Below are 20,177 nucleotides of genomic sequence, written 5' to 3' on the forward strand. Positions count from 1 at the left end.
CCCTACGACGAAATGCCTTCTTCAGTCGGTACGGAAACCTGCTGCAGCAACCGTTCGATCACTTCTTCCGCCGCAGCAGCACCGCCGCGGCTGTGGAGCGTCCCGCGAAGCTTCAACCGATGCGCCCAAGTCGGAACAGCCAAATCCTTCACATCATCAGGGGTAACAAATTCCCTGCCCTTCAGGATAGCTTGTACCTGCACAGCCTTCAATAAGGCTTGACAGCCTCTTGGGCTTACCCCGGAGGCAACCGCTTCATCCCGTCTCGATTGCTCCGAAAGCGCAACGATATAAGATAACATCTCATCGCTGACATGTACTTTGCTGACGATCTGTCTGGCTTGTACGATCCGCTCAGATGTTGCAACTGCCATTAATGACTCCAAGGGTTGATCATCTTTAAATCGCTTCAGAATATTCACGCTTTCCTCTGAGGTAGGGTATCCCATATTCAGTTTGAACAGAAAGCGGTCCAGCTGCGCCTCAGGCAGCGGAAACGTTCCTTGCTGTTCCAGCGGATTCTGCGTCGCGATGACCAGAAACGGCTCTTCCAGCTGATGGGTTACCCCGTCAATGCTGATCTGGCGTTCCTCCATGCACTCCAATAGACTGGACTGCGTACGAGGTGTCGCCCGGTTGATTTCATCGGCTAGAAGGATATTCGTGAACAAAGGACCCGGACGGAATTCAAACGTCGCGGATTGTTGATTATAGAAGTAAATGCCGCTCAGATCCGTCGGCAGCAAATCCGGCGTAAACTGAACCCTCTTAAACGTGCAATCAATCGACTTCGAGATGGATTTAGCCAGCAATGTCTTGCCTGTACCCGGCACATCTTCCAGCAGAACATGACCTGAAGTAACCATGGCAATAAACAGTCTGTCAATCAGCTGCTCTTTACCTACCATAACTTTGGAAACGTTTGCCCGAATGTCGTCGGCAAGACGACGAACGCCATGATAATCTAGAGTAATTGTAACCACCCCTTATGTAGTTTAACCTTACAACAAAGTTCGTCATGACACCCCATAATTCCTGTTATTCGGGACAAAATAAGACCGATTACAATAGACCGGCTTCTCCTTCTGTTACCATAAGCATATATCCCGGTCTCCTGTGCTTCCGATATGCCAAGAAGCTGTCCAAGGACAGCTTACGAGAATGCACCCTATTGGCATATCACCCGATATTCGAAGATATGATTATTCTGTCGTCCTTTCGTCATGGGAAACCGAATCCGTTCCGCTCTCAGGGATCAATAGCTTAGTCAGCTCCGCCTCAGCCTGCTCGCGACTATCGATCCGGATATCGATATAATGCCTAACCTCAGGCGGCCGGGCATAAAACGGCTCCAGAGACGCATTCCATAGCTTATAGTCCGGATGCCCGCGGAAGCCGATCAGATGATCCTTAATGCCGCTCCAGCGGACGAGGAATATATATTCATCCCGGTTCTCCACGCACTTGTTAAGCTCATGGCTTACATATCCCTTTTTCGTTAACAGAATGCCGGAAGCTTCCCGAAAAGCACTTTCAAACTCGCTTGCCAGCCCCGGTTTGATATAAAGTATCGCTGATTCCAGTATCATATCGCATCCCCCTCTTCGATATCCATTCGATCAACGGTAAACAGTTACGCTTGTTATTTGGCAGCGCCATGCTAAGGAAAACAAGTAGGTGCAGTCAAGTATATGCTGATATAATGAGAAGCATGAATACACTTATAAGGATGAGACAAACATGGCATTCGGCATCTCGAGACAGGAACTGCAGCAATGGAAGCAGAAGGTCGCACAAGGAGACATCGCTTTTTTAACCCATTTTTGGTACGACAAGCGGTTTCCGGAGTTCCATACCGTAACCAAGGTAGGCTGCTCGAACATCCAGCGCCTTGAGGACTGGTGTGTATCCAACGGTCTTAATCCGGAATATATCCATTATCGCCTGCCTTACCCGCATTTTGATCTGATCGGTCCCAAGCAAACCGAATTATTGCAAAAGTATAGGCTCGAAGAGCATATCACCCGATTCGGTCTGTAAATGCCTATCGGCGTACTTTTTTTAGGACAGACCACATATAGCGGAACTTTTTCTTGCGAGTAAAGGATGGTCAGCCCTCTGAAGTTTCTATGTTCTTATCTCTTAACAAAAACCCGCCTTGATCCACGGCCATGCTCGCTAGATGCCGTGCCTGATCAGGCGGGTTTTTTTAGAATGTTTATCGACTGAATCGTACCGTGATTTTCTAAGCCCCGCTAGTCATCTTCTTTAATGTCTTGTTGATCCAGATCGCAGCTGTCGCACCCTCCCCCATCGCCACGGTGGTTAATTCGGAATGGACGCCCAGGTCACCAGCGGCCCAGAGCAACTCGACACTCGTCATTTTGGACCTTGGATCGGTCTTGACATGACGATTGTGCTCCAGCTCTGCCCCCAACTGCTCGGCCAATTCGGAATAGATCATATTCCCGCCGAAAGATATGAACCCCCGCTCTGCGGGCACGATGCTCCCATCCTCCAGCACGACGGCCGACAGGATGCCGCCCTCCTCATGAATTTCCGATACCTTTTTCTCTATATACGGAATCCCGAGCTCCGCCAATTGGGACATATGCTCGGAAGAAGCTGGCTCCCCCTCATGATTAATGTAGATGATATCCTTGGTTCGCTCCGATAGCAGCACGGCCATACTGGCACCGGGATCCCCCGATCCCATCACGACGGTCTTTCGATCCTGAATTTCATAACCATCGCAATCGGGGCATACAAAGACGGATGTGCCCAGGGTGGGCATCAGGCCTGGCAGCTTGGGAAAACGATCCATCACGCCTGTTGCGAGTAGCAAGGTTTTGGCCCTGTACTGAACTCCATCTTTACCGGTTAACACAAAATATTCCGTCACATCTCGTTCCGCCTTCCGAATATCATCAGCAGCAAACGTGACACCAACAGACTCCGCCTGCTGACGTCCGCGTCGCCTGAGCTCTTCACCAGCAACCCCATCCGGCCATCCTAGGATATTGCGGTAGCTCTTGCATATGGTGGACCGCCCCGTTCCCCGGTCGATCACCAGGACATCGTAGGCAGAATACCGCCCCAGCTGTATAGCTGCCTGCAGACCTGCAATTCCGCCGCCAATGATAATGCAATCTTTCACTTCGGTATCCAACATGTAGCTTTATCCACTCATTTCTATATCGAATTAAGAGCAGGAACGCTTTGCGTCAAGATATACTTCAAGAAGAGAGGTACACCCTAAATATTTAACCAATCGGCCGTGATTTACTCCTGAAAAACCAAATAGACCCCGGCGCAAAGCGCCGAGGTCTAAATCAATGAATCACAGGAGTAGCTGTCCGGCTAATGCACCGGCAATCACAACCAGCCACGGAGGGCTCTTCCAGAACATCAGCATCCCGAACAGACCCGCGCCGATCACAAATTCAAGCGGACTGTGGATGGAGGATGTCCATATGGGATGATACAAAGCGGCCAGAAGAATCCCGACCACTGCCGCATTCATGCCTGTCAGCATGCCTTGCAATTTGGGGTTTCTGCGGATACTGTTCCAGAAGGGCATTGTTCCAACGATGAGCAGAAATCCAGGCAAAAAGATAGCGAGTGTAGCAACGACACCTCCAGGAATCCCCTGGATCAAGACCCCGAGGTAAGCGGCAAAAGTAAACAACGGACCGGGCACGGCCTGAGTTGCTCCGTAGCCGGTCAGGAATTCCTCTTTAGACATCCAGCCGTTCAGCACCGTCTCACTCTCCAGCAGTGGGAGAACGACGTGTCCGCCGCCGAATACAAGCGATCCTGCTCGGTAGAAGCTGTCCACAATGGCTACCCAACCATTGTCGGTCAGCCCTTTAAGGAGCGGCAGACCCACTAATAACACAACAAACATGCCCAAGCAAAAGAGTCCGGCTCTCCGTCCGATCGGCATCTTCATTTCGGGTGCTGCCTCTTCGTTCGCTTGACGCTTGAACAACCACAGTCCCGAGATGCCGGCCAGAGCGATGACCGTCACTTGAGAAATGGGGCTCTGCCACAGCAGAACGACGGCCATGGCTACCAACGCGATGGCCGCCCGTACGGGGCCAGAAGCCAGCTTTCCTGCCATACCCAGAACCGCTTGCGCCACGATGGCAACTGCCACAACTTTCAGCCCTTGAATCCAGCCTGCCGAGCCGGGATCGAAGGTTTGCATCAAATAGGCGAAGATCATGAGCATGAGCACGGATGGCAGCGTGAAGCCAAGCCAGGCCACGATACCGCCCCATAATCCCGCTCGCATCACCCCAACACCAATGCCCACCTGGCTGCTGGCGGGTCCAGGAAGAAACTGGGCCAGGGCCACCAAATCAGCGTAACTCTTCTCATCCAGCCATTGTTTGCGCCGCACATAAGTCTGGTGGAAGTATCCGAGATGGGCGATCGGTCCGCCAAATGAAGTAAGTCCCAGCTGTAAAGCAGTCCACCAGGTTTCGCCGAGGGCACGCCACCTGCCAGACGGTTGTCTATTGGAAACTTGAGCCTGTGCTTGTTCTTTATCTGTCTCCGGATTCAAAATCCATCGCTCCCCATATGCTTGATTAAATGAAATGAAACTGTTAATTCGTGCATCCCAAGGTATACAGAACATTATCAAATTTCAGATTATAACAAATACTCATTATCAATCTACCCATTTATGTAAACGCTATGTAAAATTATATAGGATCTTGAATGCTACGATCTGGTCCCTTGCCGATATCCATTATTCAGAGCACCTAGGCACTCACTCTGATTTTTTCTTAATTATTGGAAACTAGTCCATACAGCAGGGATGTGTGATGAATATGCTCTTTATACCTGGAATTCAACAAGAGGAGTGGATTTCATTGACAGTTGGAAAAATGAAGGATCAGAGCGGAATGTTACAGAATCATATCTTGCGTCCACATTTGCCTGAAACTCGCTGGATGACAGGTTCAAGGATCTTACGGATGCTGAAAACTTATTCATCCGTCTTCATAAAACCCAATCTCGGAAGTGGCGGCAACGGAATCATCCGTGTCAAGGAATTAAGTAGGGGATATGAAGTTCGCTGCGGCCCAAGTCGGAAGATTGTTGGAATTCACTCTGTCTTAAAAGCAATTGATTCATATCGGAATTCAAAGCGCGGGTATTTGGTGCAGAAAGGCGTGCGAATGGCGAAGTACCATGGGGAAATCTTTGATATCCGTGTATACCTGCAGAAGCCAAAGCACAAATGGATCATTTCAGGTATGGTCGCCCGTGTAGCTGCACCTCATAAATTTGTGACAAACTATCATCAAGGAGGGCATGCAGAACCATTGCAAGAGGTTCTCTTAAAGCTTTTTCAGAATAACCAAACCAAAGTGGACGCCTGTTCTCGTAAAATTAAACAACTCTCCATTACCATTGCCGAGACGGTTAGTAAATGGAAAACGACTCATGAATTGGGGGTTGATCTTGCCATAGACAAGAACGGCTACATTTGGATCCTTGAAGCTAATCCACATCCCGGCCATAGTTTGTTTACCCAACTCTCCGATAACACAATGTACAGAACCATAATAGAAAACAAACGACGCATAGCAAAACAAACTCCATGATTGCAGAAGCTTTTATTACAGATGGGGATTAGGGCGTTCGTCAACAATTGGATTCCCGCTTCCGTTGATGGAAACAGGGCTTGTTGCTGCTCCACCATGTCCGAAGAGGTGCTTTTCTTGTGCGGCCGTTTCCCACCCGGTTTCATCCCCTAGTTCGTATCTTCATCGTCCTTCGCCGCTTTTGCGCCCTCGGTCGCTACGAGCTCATTGAGTTCCCCAAGCACATCCGCCAGCCGCTGATTTCGATAGAAAGAATCTAAATCCCTTGTTCTTATGCAGTTTTCAGTCCAAATATGTGTCGTTCAGCAAGCCCTATTTACTCACAGATATTCGTCGTTGTCATGATGATCTCTATCGGTACGCCTCCGGCTTCGCATCTTTCGGTACGGAGAGATAACCTGGTTTCGCTGCACCGAAGCCGAAGATAAACAACACCACAACAATAGCGGACAGCACCGCCAGCGGCACCTTCCATCCTCCTGTCGCATCATGCAGGAACCCGATCAGCATCGGACCGACGGCAGCCAATAAATAACCCAGTGACTGAGCCATTCCGGATAACGCGGCAGCTTCTTGAGCCGTTTTGGTACGTAGGGTGAAGAACATCAGGGATAAACTAAAATTGGCCCCGCCTGAAATACCTACCAGCATCACCCATAGCAGATTCAACGAAGTCATGCCGGAAAATAAGCCTGCATAACCAGTCAGCATGGACAATGCAGAGATCGTCACCAGCAAACGCTGATTAGGATTTCGGCCAGCCAGAACAGGAATAATGAAGGAAAATGGCAGGCTGACAAATTGGAGAATCGAGAGCATCCATCCCGCAGCACTATAATCCATGCCTTGGCTTCTCAGAATCTCGGGCAGCCATGAGATGTTCACGTAGAACGTAAACGATTGAAGACCCATAAATAAAGTAATATACCAAGCAAGCGGAGACTTCAGCACACTCTGTTGTTTGGTAGCAGTCGAACTAACCGCAGCTGTTTTACCGGCACTCCGGCGCTGGATGATCCACACGATCAGGGCCAAGACGGACAATGAACCCCAGATTAGTAGGGAACCTTGCCAACCAAGCCCGGCTTGGGTTGCCAGCGGAACGCTAATCCCGGATGCGATTGCGGCGAGGAGGTTCATCGAGGCAGAGTACGTGCCTGTCATCAATCCGATATGCCGCGGGAAATCCCGCTTGACCAGACTCGGAAGCAGCACGTTCCCTACAGCGATGGCCATTCCAAGAAATGCGGTTCCGATTAACAACGTATATGGAGATGATACCGAGCGTATGCCAATTCCGAATGTCAGCACCACCATACTGAGCAAAAGGGTATTCTCCAGTCCCCATTTTTTGGCCATGGCCGGTGCCATCGGCGATAGCAGGGCAAAGGCTAATAGCGGCAGCGTGGTGAGCATACCCGCCAACGTGTTTGAGATTCCCGTATCGTCGCGGATGATCCCGATCAGCGGGCCGACCGATGTAATCGCCGCTCTCAGGTTAATGGCAATCAGGATGATACCTGCAAAAATCATCCATGTGCGCCCTGCGGAATTTGTGTTTTGATCTATTGATGTTCTTGATGTCATGACATGGACTCCTTACTTTCAAGCGATATGTAAAAATAAACTTATCCGAGTTTATCACAAACCCGGACATTAGGCCATAGCCTCGGGAGGCTATCATGGCAGCTTTTAGGACCAGTCCGCCGCCGATTCAGCGCCTATGCATTAGCCTGTAGACGCACGTATAGAGCCCTACACAAGTGGGCTCCAAGCATACACGGATAATTTTTGAACATCACGAATGAAATCATTATACCGTTTCTGTGTTTCCTCGGATGCGTACTGACGGAACTGCTCGAAGATCCCCATGCACCGCAGCATTCCTCGATCGCTTTTGATCTTAATGGAATACTCCAGGCTATCTACAATGTACGTCAGCCCACGATCAAATTGCTTGGAATTTAAATAGTATATTCCCAATTCGGATAGAAGCCGCGTATATTGATTCATTGTGATGTGCTCACTAACTTTCCCAAGTTTGTTTTTCTGTAATTTAAATACCTGGCATTCCCGAAACTGTTCCAGTACATGATCTATGTTGAAATGATATCGGTTAGCAGCTAGTGCAATATTACAAAGGGCTGGAAAAATCTCATCCGTTCTTGATTCAATATAATCTATATATTCAGGCAGTACGTCAGAATCTCCAGCCATGAGTCTATACAAGTAACGGTTCGCTTTGGCCCATTCTTTAAACTGATCAACAGTTAAAATTTCCTCATCAGAAAATTCCTTTGCCTTTAACCAATTAGGATTTTCATACATTGAAAGATATCCTAATGCACCTTCAAAATCCCCTGCCTCACGATGAGTATTTGCTAGAATTAGATACGAATATAATATGTAAAAAATGGTGGGTTTCTCTTGTTCATCTTTCGATATCTTTTTTTTATTATGGTTTCTATATTGTATTTTTGCCTTATATCCCATTTTTTCAGCCAGAACTTTCACCATATCCCATCTGAGCAAAGAAACGTTAACGTTAATAAGCTTCCTATATGCATCAAGTTGATATGCCTCATCCAGCCGATCAACATAATGTTCGAAAGTTACAGCCACCTTTAAGTTAGATTCCATATCATCACTTAATTCTAACTTAAACAATCGATAATGACATAGGGCAAGCCTTTCAGAATGCTGGAACTTCTCACTCTCTGCTACACACTCATACAATATAACCGCTGCTTTATAATTTTCTTCATTGAATAAATCTTCCGCCAATTCAAAAAGCAGCGGAGCATAACTGATATTTTCCATCGTTAATCGGGCGGCTTTTTGCAGACAATCCAGCTTGCCAATCTCTGCGCATCGCTGAAGAAAAACTCCTAACCGTCTCCAGTCAGGCGTGGTATGAAATATACATTCAGAAATGTATCGATCATAAAAAAATCCTTCAGGATATCCTATACTGGTATTGATGCGATCCAATTGATTCATAGACATGGGACGATTTCCGTTAAGTATACTGCTTAAGGACCCCGTATTCACACCGGATATTCTCGCAAATTGATTTAGAGTTAATTCGTTATCCTGTAAAAATTTCATTATTTCTCCGCGAATCGTGGCTGTCGTTTTCAAATAACAACACCCCCAGGGAAATCCAAATATTAGTGTATTCTACACTTGCGGGCTCCAGGCGTATACCGATAGCTTCTGAACATCTTGGATTAATTCGGTATATCGCCTCTGAGTTTCCTCGGAAGAAAAATGACGGAATTGCTCAAATATCCCCATGCATCGCAGCATTCCATTGTCACTTTTGGTTCTGATGGAATACTCCAGACTGTCCAAGATGTATGCCAGTCCACGGTCAAACTGTTTTGAATTTAAATAATATATCCCCAGCTCCGCAAGAAGCCGCGTATATCGGTTTAATGTTACCAGATCACTGATCTTTCCAAGCTGATTTTGCTGCGTTTTGAAAACCAAATGCTCCTTGTACCGATCCAATATATGATCGATATGAAGTTGATAGCGATTGGCTGCAATCATAATGTTACACAGCGCCAAAAAGATTTCATCTTCTCGTGAGTCCACATAGTCTACATATTGGTTTAAAGCGTTGGGTTGTCCACTCATTAAACCGTACATATACCGATTAGCCTCAGCCCAATCCTTGAACTGCTCTATAATTAGTAACTCTTCCTCATTAGGTTTGTTTATCCAATCAGGATGTTCATATAACGACACATAATAAAACGCATTATCATAGTCTCCTTGTTCTTGATGCATAGAGGCCTGAATTAAATACGAATATAATATGTAAAAGATAACTGACTTCCTAGGATATTCGTACGTTCTGAACCTATATCTATTTTGTTGATAATGAATTTTAGCTTTATGTCCCATCCTTTTTCCAAGCGCAACAATTTTATCCCACCGTTGTAATGATATATTCACATTAATCAACTTAACATACGCGTCCAATTGATACATATCATCTAATCTGTCGATATAGGGTTCGAAGTATACAGCAGCTTGTAAATTCTCATCCTGATTCTCACCTAATCCGATGACAAATAATCGATACTGACAAAGAGCTAACCGCTCAGAATACTGAAACTTTTCACACTCAGCCACACTTTCATACAACAAAGCTGCCGCTTCATGCTTGTCCTCATTGAATAAGGCCTCGGCCATATCAAATAGCATCGGTGCGTACGAAATGTTCTCCAGCGTCATTCGGGCTGCTCTATGAAGACAACCCAGCTTACCCAGCTCTGCACATCGGAGAAGAAATGGCCCCAATCTCCGCCAATCCGGAGTCGTATGAAAGATACACTCAGGAATGTACAGATCATAGAAATAACCTTCTTCCAGACCCATTCCGTCGGTAATCCGATCTAACTGATGCATGGACATAGGACGATGACCATTTAGAATGTTGCTGAGCGTCCCGCTGTTGATGCCCGATATCCTGGCAAACTGGTTAATTGTCATAGAACGATTTTGCAAAAATGTAACGATTTCTCCGCGAATCGTGGCTGTCGTTTCCAAGTAACAACACCCCCAGATGAGTACCAGAAATTAGTATATTAAATATTTAATTACATGCTATTATTTTACTTTCGCGAGGTCAATAGCGAATCAACATAATGGATCTGTAGTTTTCAAATGATGAAATATACTAATAATACTACGAAATATAATAAAGAACGCTTCCGAGGATTTCGGAAGCATCTCAAAAGACACATCTATTCGAGTTTAAAAGATAATTATGTACCTCCAGATCCAAATCCATGACTTAAAGTTGAAAATACCACTATTTGTTTGTTATTGTTGTCAGCATGAGTCGTTAAGTTTGGAACAGCAAATGTCCAAACTAAACTAAACATAACTAATAGAGAAACCAATTTTTTTCTCATTTAATTTTTGCACCTCTCTAACTAAATTGGTATACCGTTTTTGTGATTCCAGAGAAGAAATATGACGATACTGTTCAAATAACCCCATACATCTTAGCATGCCATTATTACTATTGATTGTAATGGAACTTCCCAAACTTTCCAATATAAATTCTATTCCTTTATCGAACTCCTCCGAATTTATATAATAAATACCTAATTCGGCTAATAAACGCGTATGTCTCTCTAATGTTACTTGCTTACTCACTTTACCTATGTAATTTCGTTGTTGCTTATAAACTAAATATTCTTTGTAATCCTCCAAGATATCGTCTACCTGAAATTTATGTCGATTAGCTGCTATCATTATGTTACACATAGCCACGAAAATTTCATCTTCACGTGTCGATACGTATTTCACATATTCAGAAAGCACCTCTGCTTGCCCGACCATTAACTGGTACACATATCTATTAGCAACTGCCCACTCTTTAAACTGGTTAATTATTTGTAGTTCTTCATTATTTGTGTTACTTACCCATGAAGGATCTGCATATTGTGATACATAGTATAATGCCTTTTCGTATTCTCCACGCTCACTATAGCTATTTTCTAATGATAAATTTGCGTATAAAATATAAAAGACAAGAGGATTCTTCCTTCTTACTTCAATATAACTTTTAGTCTCACTATACTTAAACTCAATCATTGCTTTATGCAACATTAGCTCAGCGAATTCCTCTACTTTATCCCATCTATGAATAGAACCATTTACATTAATTAAATCAACTAGCGCATCCAATTGATATACTTCATCTAATCTATCAATATAAGGTTCGAAGTATACTGCAGCCCGAGAATTGATCTCCTGATCATCGCCTAGCCCAAGCGTAAACAACCGATACTGACACAGGGCCAACCGCTCCGAATGCTGAAATCGTTCACTCTCCGCCACACTTTTATACAGCAGTACAGCCGCCTCATGTTTTCCCTCTTTGAAAAAAAACTCTGCCGTTTCAAAGAGTAAGGGTGAATACGAGATATTATCCATCGTCATCCGGACAGCCTTGTCCAGACAATCCAGCTTCCCCAGCTCCGCGCAGCGGTGAAGAAACGGACCCAGCCGACGCCAATCCGGCGTAGCATGAAAGATACATTCTTCTATATACAGCTCGTAAAAGTAACCCTCTTCCAGACCCATACCTAACGTAATCCGGTCCAACTGCTGCATGGAAATCGGGCGGTTGCCATTCAGAATATTGCTGAGCGTGCCGCTATTGACCCCCGATATCTCAGCAAACCGATTAATCGTCATTTCGTGCTTATGTAGAAACTCTTCCATTTGTTCGCGAATCGTGGCTGTCCTTTCCAAGCTAACACCACCCTTTAGGATCAGAACCCAAATATTAGTATATTTCTCTATACAGTAATCATATTGATTAATATTCCAGCGGTCAATACTTATTTACGTCATTTTATTACAAAAAATACCCAATACCATTTAAAAATACCAAATTCAATACTTTTCTTTACTATTATATATCGTCATATTGATCACTACGATGAGAAAAAGCGCTCCGAAATTTTCGGAAGCGCTTTTAAGTTGGGCTATATAATAACGGCCCTGACTTCAACTAAGTCAGGGCCGTTACTTACTATATCCTCTCCTAGCTCCTTCTTGCCTGAATTAATGTGAACCAATTCGAATCCCCATTAAATACACCGTGTACTGTGTATACAGGCTGATAGAAATTTTTCGTGTCATACATAAACGAAAGCTCAACTCCTGTTATATCCAGCTGATCCCCCTTTTTAATAACGAGTTGTTCAGGCTTTAATATTGCATTTCTTTTGATTTGTGGAAATTCGCCATTCTTTATACGCTCATATACTTCTGCAGGAGACAATATATCTACTTCCTTAATATATTGATTCTCTTGGATCCCATTATTTATCAAATAGATACTGCCATCTTGTTTAAGACCGAGCAAGAGTTCGCCAGTCCAATAACTCTCGTGTACACCCGCTTTATCCGGGAGGGACCATTGAAATTCTCCGTCATCCAACGCTGTAAAATCAGCGTCTTGAGGAAGTAGCCCAAGATCGGCCATCATGGTTTTCGCCTTTGCGAGCATCGGTTCTTGGTCAGCGAATGAAGTTCGTTCTGGTATATCATTGTTCTCGGTTAACGACCAATTTCCCTCTTTGGATTGATAGAATGTATAGGGTGTTCCTGATTTGTCTTCCAATAGAACCTCACGATCGCCATCCCAATCCTTAACCTTCAACTCAGATAATCCTAATTTCTGCTGCAGCAGGGCTTCTACTCCATCCCGCTGAGTGATTTTCTTGTAGACGGGGGCGACTGAAGGTGCCGTGCTTAGCTGAAGGGATGTTGTCAGCGTGTTAGCATGTTCATCAACCTCCAAATGTAGTGTTGCAGGACTTACCCTTCTCCCTTCGACTGTATAATTGCAGGTGTCTGGGGAGACTTGTCCCGGATGCCGAGCGCCCAGATTTGTTTAAGCAGCTTACCGTGACTGACGTTATCAAAGAAACCTTTGATGTCAATGTCGATCACTTGGCTGAACCATAAGTTCTTTGTTGAAGTAACATTATATAAAAAAACATGCAGGGATCCCAGGAATCCATGAAGGAAGTATTGACTTGCCAGGGCATTTAAATAATAAGACTAACGAAGTATTAAGAATATATGGTCCGCCGGCTTCTCACCGCCCAGACTTTGATAATGCTGATTATGTACTTCGAAAAGATCAAGGAACCATTGTTGTATGGGGAGAGAGCTGGGGTTGTGATGGTTTTTATGTCCCTGCAGACAGAAAGCTAAAGCAATTGGTAACCGGCTTTGTAGATGGGCCAATCGCAGTTAAATTCGTTCCTCCTTTTACTGTAACTATCACCCAAGAAGGCGCCGTTTATATTGTTGATCAACCAAACTTTGGGATATTTAAACCTGAAGAATTTTGCCGACATACGGACTACCCAAAATGTTTGAATTGGTATATACCAAACGAGGTTTATCCCGAAGTCGAAAAATGAGCCACTCAAAACTCATAGAGGTGGATATCCTTATAGTATGACAAACTATGCTACGATGTGTTTAAGAGGCATTAGAAAAAGGCACCTGAATTATCCAAGTGCCTTCTTCTCTTTCTTCTTTATCTTTGTTGGGCTTTTTCCTTACGCATGATTTCAATCATGGATTTCCGGATTTCCAATCGCTCTTTTTTGCTGTCGACCGGCGAAGCCAGAACGGATTGACCAGAGTCTGTAATTCGTTCAAGCTCTTCTTCGAAATTTTTGGGGATTGGTTGGACTTTAATTTTAATGCTCACAAGTTTTTTCTGACTCCATAAGTTTTTGATTAAACTCCTCGATTTTTTTAACTAATACATCCATTCAAACAGCACTCCTTCTTGTTTCAAATATTTGGGTCAGGCAGAAAAAAAGCAACTTAACGAAAAGGACCCATTTACCTTAATAGGTAAGCTGCCATATAGGCAAATAAGTCACTTTCGTTAAAGTGCATTCATTAAGATAATCCCTTAAAGCGCATGCTAGGGACTGATAAAGATAGTAGTTAACTATCTATAATAACAGGATGTTTGCTCGATTAAAAGTTCTGTTAATCAAAAAGAAGCGGGATGACCCGCTTCAATTGGAACAAAATACACCAAGTTTATCAACTTTTATAGTGCTTCATGGAGCTTGACACATAAAAGGAGCAACTGTAACCAAAGGTATTGTTTATAACCATCAATTAAAGATTTGGATTTTCGAAAAATTCTCTTTTATTAAGAATATTCGTTATTCAATCCTAAAGATAAAGTACAGTGTAAGATCTTATCCAAGTTATCTTTTAATGATCTAGCTTAGTGATGTTTTTAGCAGTGACCTGTCCTGGATATGAATCTTCTATAGAATTATATGAGATCTCAACTTTCTCACCGATTGTAAACTTAGAAGAATCAATTCCACTTACCCATAGTACTTCTTTATATTTTTTCAATTCTATTAATACCTTGTAATCTTCTTGCAAATCTTCTTTCTTCAATCCAGAAATGACAAGGATTTTTTTGTTTTCTACATCAATCTCTTTAACAACGCCAGTCAATGTCTCATAATCAGATTTAGAACTACTGCAAGCAGTTAGAAAGAACAAACATAAACATATTAACAATGCTTTTTTCTTATGCATAAAATCGCTCCCAGTTAGTATCACTATTGTTTTCTCAAATTAATTTAATATAGCATTCATTTGAAGTCGACTTAATACATTACCTACATGTGAATATGTTCCTTCGCCATTATGTCTCCCTTTATGAACTCCTTTTAAAACAGAACTATAGTAGATTGGACCTCCACTGTCTCCTCCATAAGAACTGTAACTGGCACTCCTTAAACCTGTAAAATTCACACCTTCAATAGTATAAGAAACAGATTTACTTTTCAGCACACCGCATGAAACTGGATTGTTATATGAAGACGCGCCTGAGATACAAATCATTTCCCCGACAAATTCATTACTACTATTTTGAACAGTATCAAAATATCCTCCTCTTGAATTACTAGTGTACAAATGATTGCTATATGTTAGAGAAGATATACCAATTGCTGCTGCATCTACATTACCACCGTATATTCTTGAACCCATTGAACCAACACTATTTGTTCCTTGTTTGAAGCTATTCCCAGCATTACCACAATGGGCTGCCGTAATAATATATCCTGAACTAGTACTTGGGAATTTTGCCATAAAGCCAAGGGTACACAGCCCACCATTTGTTGTATTAGTAATAGCGGTACCGGCTTGAAGAGGATTATATGTTGAGTTTCTATTTTGATCTTCAACCAATGCAGATTCTCTGATTAATAACATATCAGGATTAAAAGCATCTTCAAGTATTTTCTTTTTTTCTGAATCTAGATTCTTAACTCCTACTTCTACTTTTTGTTCTGGCAAATTTATTAAGGTATCGGTGATTAACACTCCATTATGCTCAATATTTAATAATATTAATAATCTTTCATTAAGATCAATCAGTTCTTGTTCTGAATACTTAGCTAAGAAAACGTTAATCAATGTAGGATCCCCATAAATATTTATCAAATCAGATTCAAGTTTTTCTTTATCATTCTTATCCTTAGTTCCAACATTTAAGACTCCACCTAATTTTTGATCAATAAATACAATTGTTTCATCTCTAGTGCTATTGGTTGATAAATAATTTTTTACCAAAGGTAACTTATTCAATTGATGATCAATACGATATGTTAGTTGTTCTTCCTCTTCTCTTGTTAATTTAACACCAAATTTTGTTTCGTTCATATTTACATTCTTAGACAGAAAGCTCTTATCTTCACTAATTTGAGTATTCAATCCGAATTCTTCTCTGAATTTCATTTCATTTGAATAATCAGAGGAATAGGAATCAATTTCAACTTCGTTTGCACTTACATTAACTGAAGACATGACAAGACCTATTGATAATATGAATGTGAACATTTTGTTTTTTATCTTCATGAAATTCACCTCTTTTCTAGATTTCTAAATACCGTCTTTCTAGCGCCTCCTGTCAAGTTTACCTGCTATCGAGTAATTAAGATTAAGAAAAATTTTTTCCTCTTAGTTTTATAACAACATCAATAGGTATTCAGCTCCTTTTTTATTTTTTTTCAATACACTATTAATAACCATAGTACTAGAGAAAAAGTTACGGATAAATTTGGGTTATTTCTCAAAATCTATATTTAGAAGTTGCTTTGTGTGAAAACTAGCCTTTTCTATTAAATTCGCGCTAAAATCCTGCCAGTTAGTTTTAACAAAAAAGCAACTGATCACATTGACCAGCTGCTCGACTGTGTTTGTTTAACTATCTATCCGTTAGCGCATCGACTTTTATTCGAATTATTAACGGTCTTGCTTAGAATATTAATTTTTTACTTTACATATTCAATCAACATTAAATAAGCTTGCTGGTATCTTTGCATTCTCTTCATGTCTGACTCTGTAGGAGACGTAATCCTACTCCAGTCCATATTATCTTTAACATCTGCAAGTTTTACTTTACATCCAATTGGGTTTAATCGTGCCCTTCTAATGAAATCCCAATAATTTTCTTTTCTTTGTGGAGAAATATGAATTCTTGTGACACTTTTAACAGCTGTCACAATTATCTCGGAGAATCCTAATCGGACCAAATCAACTTCCTTAATATCCGAATCCTCCAAAACATCATGTAATACACCGACAACCCTTTCTTCTTCACTTTCCAGCTGCAACGTATATGACTTTATTTTAATGATGGTTGACACTATCTTTCCTTGCAGCTTCAAGTCAGAGCCGGTCACTTTTATATACTCTCCTGTTTTAACGCGTCGATAATGTTATCCTTTTTTACTTTCGCGCTGGAATATAGCATGGCAGAACCGACAATGACAAATACGGCGGCAATGACAGACAGAATACTCATCCAGGGAAGGACGAATCCGTAGCTAAATTTGTTCGCAAATGCCCTATAGATCACATACATCACGACGAAGCTGATAGGAAGCCCGAACAGAAGCGATTTGGCCCCATAAAAAACACTTTCGTAGTTCATCATTTTCGCAAAGCCTTTTGGCGTCATTCCAACGGATTTCAGCATCGCAAATTCCCGCTTACGAAGAGCGATGCTCGTTGAGATCGTATTAAAAATATTCGCAATCGAAATCACTGAAATTAATACGATAAAGCCATAAGAAAAGACGGACATCAATAGTATCATCTGTTCTTCCTGTTTTCTGGATTGGTACACATTGTACACATACAGATTAGGCTCTTTCATTTCCTCGATTTCCTGCTGCGTTTTCAGCGGGTCCGCACTTTTCAAATAGAGATAGGTTTGAACGAACTCCCCGCTCTTATCATCTGCCAGTTGATTCAGGACCCGTTCCGAGACGACGATATTTAACCCGCCTGTTCCGATTAAGCTCATCCCCATCGGAGATCGATCCGTCAACGCCGCGATGTACACTTTACTTACATCCGTCTCTCTTTCCGTTTCCTCATGGATCGTTGTCAAATCGAGACTTTGCCCGACATTCGCATGGATAGCCTTCGTTTGGACGTATTTTCCCGTATCCATATCTTTATAATCGATGGTATCGATCACGATGGCGGCGGGATGATTCGGATCCGTCAGTAACTCGTAATCTGCTCCGACTGCATTGGCATAAGCCCGCAGGTTCGAATCGTTTAATGCAGCGATTTTAATATCATAAGGATATTTTCCGTCCTTCAGCATACTCTTATCCTTCTTAACCGCCTCCTGCAATTCATCGGCGATAGACGCTTCTTGGATCCAAGCGTTCCTGTACAACTCATGAATCACGCTGTATTCCGACACATCCGAAAGGGATGCAATGGATTGAACCAACCGATCGTCTATTCTTTTTCCATTGCCGTAAGAGAGTTCAATATCATAGTTGACGCCTTCCTGCGACATGGCCAAGGTTTGTTTCAGATTACCGGTAAAAAATGATACCGTTAGAAACAAAACGATGCTGATCACGAGTGAAAATACGATGGCATGGTATCTCCGCTTGTTTCTTTTTAAGTTTTTCAATCCGATCTCCGCTTCGATTCCGAAGAGCCTTCGAATCCATTTCGACGTTTCCACGCTTTTGCCCGTAAGCTTCACATCGGTTGTTTGACGAATCGCATCCATAGCGGAAATCCGGGATGCTTTGACGGCCGGGTAATACGTCGAAATGAAAATCGTCAACATTGAAACAGCACAGGCAATCAAAAGAGATAACGGCGTAACGATTACCGTTAGCCTTTCAGTAATTCCTAAAGCCCCTTGAATTATAGCGTTAATGAACTGAAAGGTTATGCCAATCCCGGCAAGTCCGCATAAGATCCCAACGGGAATGCTGATCAAACCAATAATGACACCCTCAAAAAACACCGAATTTCTCTTCTGCCTTTTCGTAGCCCCCACGCTTGCAAGCATCCCTAAATGGCGGGAACGTTCCGAGACGGAAATCGCAAAAGCATTATAGATCAGTGAAACCGAGCCGATCATAATGACTGCCATCAGGATCACCGATAAGGAGAACATCGTGCTGTACGAGGCTTCGCTTTTGGAGACGCCATAATAATGAAGCAAATCGTGGTGATATTGGACCGTTTCGATATGGTTGTTCTCTGCCAGCTTTTCTGCATGAGCGAACAAGGACTGATTGACTTTTTGCAAGACAACCGCCGCATTGACTCGATCGTTTGCCCCGATGAGGTTTTCATCGACATAGCTAATGGTTGTATACCCCGGGGCCCACGCCGGTTCCCATACGGGATGTTTGATGAAGCCTACAACCGTGTAATCCCTTGTCGTTTTATGTTGCAGCGTTTCGTTCTTTTCGTTATCTACGATACGCAGCGATTCATTTTGACCTAGCAGTTGATCGTTCCCTACCTCGAATCGTTTGCCGACGCGAAGTGTGAGACGATCCCCGATTTCGTATTCCACCTTGGCGTTCGTCGCAGCGGCTTCAGAAATCACAACTTCCTTGTCGGTTTGCGGCAGACGCCCCTTGCTCAATTCAATCGGAAATTGCGCTAAACCTTGTGCATCATACGCCTTGATGAACAAATACGGTTTATTGGGATTTTGTCCCCCTTCCAATGGGGCATAACCAAGATCGTTTGTGATCGCAACGTTCTTGGTTGCGTCATCGTTTTTTATCGCTGCAAGCTGTTCCTTGTTTACATCCTGATATAGGACATGCCATTCCCCTTCATCCGCGATGGTCTGCCTTTTCATTAAATCCAAGTAAGAAAAACCAAGCGTTGCAACAGCCGTCACCATGGCAACTGACATGATGACACCGATGATGGTTACAAGCGTTCGTCTCTTGTTTTGCCTCAAATGTCTGACGGTGAGTTTATTGACAATATTCAAGGGCGAATCACCTCGTCTTTGGCAATCCTTCCGTCTTCAATCGAAATGACTCTGTCAGCTTGCAAAGCGATTCGTTCGTCATGCGTGATCACGATCAGTGTCTGATGATAGGATTTATTCAACATTTGCAATAAGTCGATGATCTCGCTGCTATTCTTGCTGTCCAAATTTCCGGTCGGCTCGTCCGCCAGCATAATGGCAGGATTACTAATGAGCGCTCTGCCGATCGACACCCTTTGCTGTTGTCCGCCTGATAATTGATTGGGCAGATGGTTTAAGCGATGTTGCAGATTCAAAGTCTTCACGAGACCATCCAACTGCTTCTTATCTACCTTTTGGTTATCAAGCAAGAGTGGGAGCGTAATATTCTCTTCCACCGTCAGGACGGGAATCAGATTGAAAAACTGGTAGATCAGTCCGATTTGTCTGCGCCTGAAGATGGCCAGCTGCGTTTCGTCCAAGTTATACATGTCCGTATCCTCTACGAGGACTTTGCCGCTCGTCGGCCGATCCACACCGCCCAGCATATGCAGCAGCGTGGATTTCCCCGATCCGGACGGACCGATGATCGCGACAAATTCACCTTTTCGGACCGAAAAGGAAACATCGTCAAGCGCCTTTACCGCCGAATCGCCTGTGCCGTATATTTTAGACAGATGCTCTATTTTTAAAATTTCCATTGT

18 protein-coding genes are annotated in these 20,177 nt (G+C 43.2%); 3 read left to right on the forward strand and 15 right to left on the reverse strand.

Annotated features, from left to right (window positions below):
- Positions 1 to 2 precede the first annotated feature (2 nt).
- Positions 3 to 983 carry an AAA family ATPase gene (locus ABEW73_RS09200; protein WP_430164500.1) on the reverse strand — a complete coding sequence of 327 codons (981 nt, stop codon included), beginning with the start codon at positions 981 to 983 and terminating at the stop codon, positions 3 to 5.
- Positions 984 to 1,202: 219 nt separating this feature from the next.
- A complete protein-coding gene (locus tag ABEW73_RS09205; protein ID WP_430164503.1) occupies positions 1,203 to 1,589 on the reverse strand; it encodes an antibiotic biosynthesis monooxygenase family protein in 387 nt (128 codons plus the stop codon).
- A gap of 151 nt (positions 1,590 to 1,740) precedes the next feature.
- Here ABEW73_RS09205 and ABEW73_RS09210 point away from each other — a divergent pair, with 151 nt between their 5' ends.
- Positions 1,741 to 2,040 (forward strand): hypothetical protein, encoded by a 300-nt coding sequence (locus ABEW73_RS09210; RefSeq protein WP_430164506.1) that lies wholly within the window; start codon positions 1,741 to 1,743, stop codon positions 2,038 to 2,040.
- A 205-nt stretch (positions 2,041 to 2,245) separates the two neighbouring features.
- On the opposite strand, the gene ABEW73_RS09215 is transcribed toward ABEW73_RS09210, so the two are convergent.
- Positions 2,246 to 3,172: an NAD(P)/FAD-dependent oxidoreductase gene (locus tag ABEW73_RS09215; protein WP_430164508.1), complete on the reverse strand. Its 927-nt coding sequence runs from the start codon at positions 3,170 to 3,172 to the stop codon at positions 2,246 to 2,248.
- A gap of 168 nt (positions 3,173 to 3,340) precedes the next feature.
- The gene (locus ABEW73_RS09220) at positions 3,341 to 4,570 is read right to left on the reverse strand and encodes a chromate transporter (RefSeq protein WP_430164511.1); all 1,230 of its coding nucleotides are present in this window, start codon (positions 4,568 to 4,570) and stop codon (positions 3,341 to 3,343) included.
- A gap of 313 nt (positions 4,571 to 4,883) precedes the next feature.
- On the opposite strand from ABEW73_RS09220, the gene ABEW73_RS09225 reads away from it, so the two are divergent.
- Positions 4,884 to 5,621, forward strand: a complete 738-nt coding sequence (locus tag ABEW73_RS09225; RefSeq protein WP_430164994.1) for a YheC/YheD family protein — start codon at positions 4,884 to 4,886, stop codon at positions 5,619 to 5,621.
- 351 nt (positions 5,622 to 5,972) lie between these two features.
- On the opposite strand, the gene ABEW73_RS09230 is transcribed toward ABEW73_RS09225, so the two are convergent.
- The 5 genes from ABEW73_RS09230 to ABEW73_RS09250 all read right to left on the reverse strand — a co-directional run bounded on the left by ABEW73_RS09230 (position 5,973) and on the right by ABEW73_RS09250 (position 12,957).
- The gene (locus ABEW73_RS09230; RefSeq protein ID WP_430164514.1) at positions 5,973 to 7,208 is read right to left on the reverse strand and encodes a CynX/NimT family MFS transporter; all 1,236 of its coding nucleotides are present in this window, start codon (positions 7,206 to 7,208) and stop codon (positions 5,973 to 5,975) included.
- A gap of 168 nt (positions 7,209 to 7,376) precedes the next feature.
- Positions 7,377 to 8,762, reverse strand: a complete 1,386-nt coding sequence (locus ABEW73_RS09235) for a transcriptional regulator (RefSeq protein ID WP_430164517.1) — start codon at positions 8,760 to 8,762, stop codon at positions 7,377 to 7,379.
- A gap of 39 nt (positions 8,763 to 8,801) precedes the next feature.
- Positions 8,802 to 10,181 (reverse strand): helix-turn-helix domain-containing protein, encoded by a 1,380-nt coding sequence (locus tag ABEW73_RS09240; RefSeq protein WP_430164520.1) that lies wholly within the window; start codon positions 10,179 to 10,181, stop codon positions 8,802 to 8,804.
- 330 nt (positions 10,182 to 10,511) lie between these two features.
- Positions 10,512 to 11,900 carry a helix-turn-helix transcriptional regulator gene (locus ABEW73_RS09245; protein WP_430164523.1) on the reverse strand — a complete coding sequence of 463 codons (1,389 nt, stop codon included), beginning with the start codon at positions 11,898 to 11,900 and terminating at the stop codon, positions 10,512 to 10,514.
- Between the two features lie 295 nt (positions 11,901 to 12,195).
- A complete protein-coding gene (locus ABEW73_RS09250; protein ID WP_430164526.1) occupies positions 12,196 to 12,957 on the reverse strand; it encodes a hypothetical protein in 762 nt (253 codons plus the stop codon).
- A 238-nt stretch (positions 12,958 to 13,195) separates the two neighbouring features.
- Between ABEW73_RS09250 and ABEW73_RS09255 the strand changes: the two genes are divergently transcribed.
- Positions 13,196 to 13,588: a hypothetical protein gene (locus tag ABEW73_RS09255; RefSeq protein ID WP_430164528.1), complete on the forward strand. Its 393-nt coding sequence runs from the start codon at positions 13,196 to 13,198 to the stop codon at positions 13,586 to 13,588.
- 119 nt (positions 13,589 to 13,707) lie between these two features.
- On the opposite strand, the gene ABEW73_RS09260 is transcribed toward ABEW73_RS09255, so the two are convergent.
- From ABEW73_RS09260 to ABEW73_RS09285, 6 genes are all read right to left on the reverse strand, one after another.
- Complete coding sequence (locus ABEW73_RS09260; protein ID WP_430164530.1) at positions 13,708 to 13,884, reverse strand: hypothetical protein; 177 nt, start codon at positions 13,882 to 13,884, stop codon at positions 13,708 to 13,710.
- A 524-nt stretch (positions 13,885 to 14,408) separates the two neighbouring features.
- Positions 14,409 to 14,747 carry a DUF3221 domain-containing protein gene (locus tag ABEW73_RS09265; protein WP_430164532.1) on the reverse strand — a complete coding sequence of 113 codons (339 nt, stop codon included), beginning with the start codon at positions 14,745 to 14,747 and terminating at the stop codon, positions 14,409 to 14,411.
- Between the two features lie 39 nt (positions 14,748 to 14,786).
- Positions 14,787 to 16,073, reverse strand: a complete 1,287-nt coding sequence (locus tag ABEW73_RS09270; protein WP_430164534.1) for a S1 family peptidase — start codon at positions 16,071 to 16,073, stop codon at positions 14,787 to 14,789.
- Between the two features lie 416 nt (positions 16,074 to 16,489).
- Positions 16,490 to 16,900 carry a GTP pyrophosphokinase gene (locus tag ABEW73_RS09275; protein WP_430164537.1) on the reverse strand — a complete coding sequence of 137 codons (411 nt, stop codon included), beginning with the start codon at positions 16,898 to 16,900 and terminating at the stop codon, positions 16,490 to 16,492.
- Between the two features lie 2 nt (positions 16,901 to 16,902).
- Entirely contained in the window at positions 16,903 to 19,494 is a 2,592-nt protein-coding gene (locus ABEW73_RS09280) for an ABC transporter permease (RefSeq protein WP_430164539.1), read from the reverse strand.
- Positions 19,491 to 20,174, reverse strand: a complete 684-nt coding sequence (locus tag ABEW73_RS09285) for an ABC transporter ATP-binding protein (protein ID WP_430164997.1) — start codon at positions 20,172 to 20,174, stop codon at positions 19,491 to 19,493. The genes ABEW73_RS09280 and ABEW73_RS09285 overlap by 4 nt, the downstream gene beginning before the upstream one ends.
- Between the last annotated feature and the right edge of the window lie 3 nt (positions 20,175 to 20,177).

The sequence above is a fragment of the Paenibacillus lautus genome, assembly GCF_050482385.1.
Classification (GTDB): Bacteria; Bacillota; Bacilli; order Paenibacillales; family Paenibacillaceae; genus Paenibacillus_AQ; species Paenibacillus_AQ lautus_B.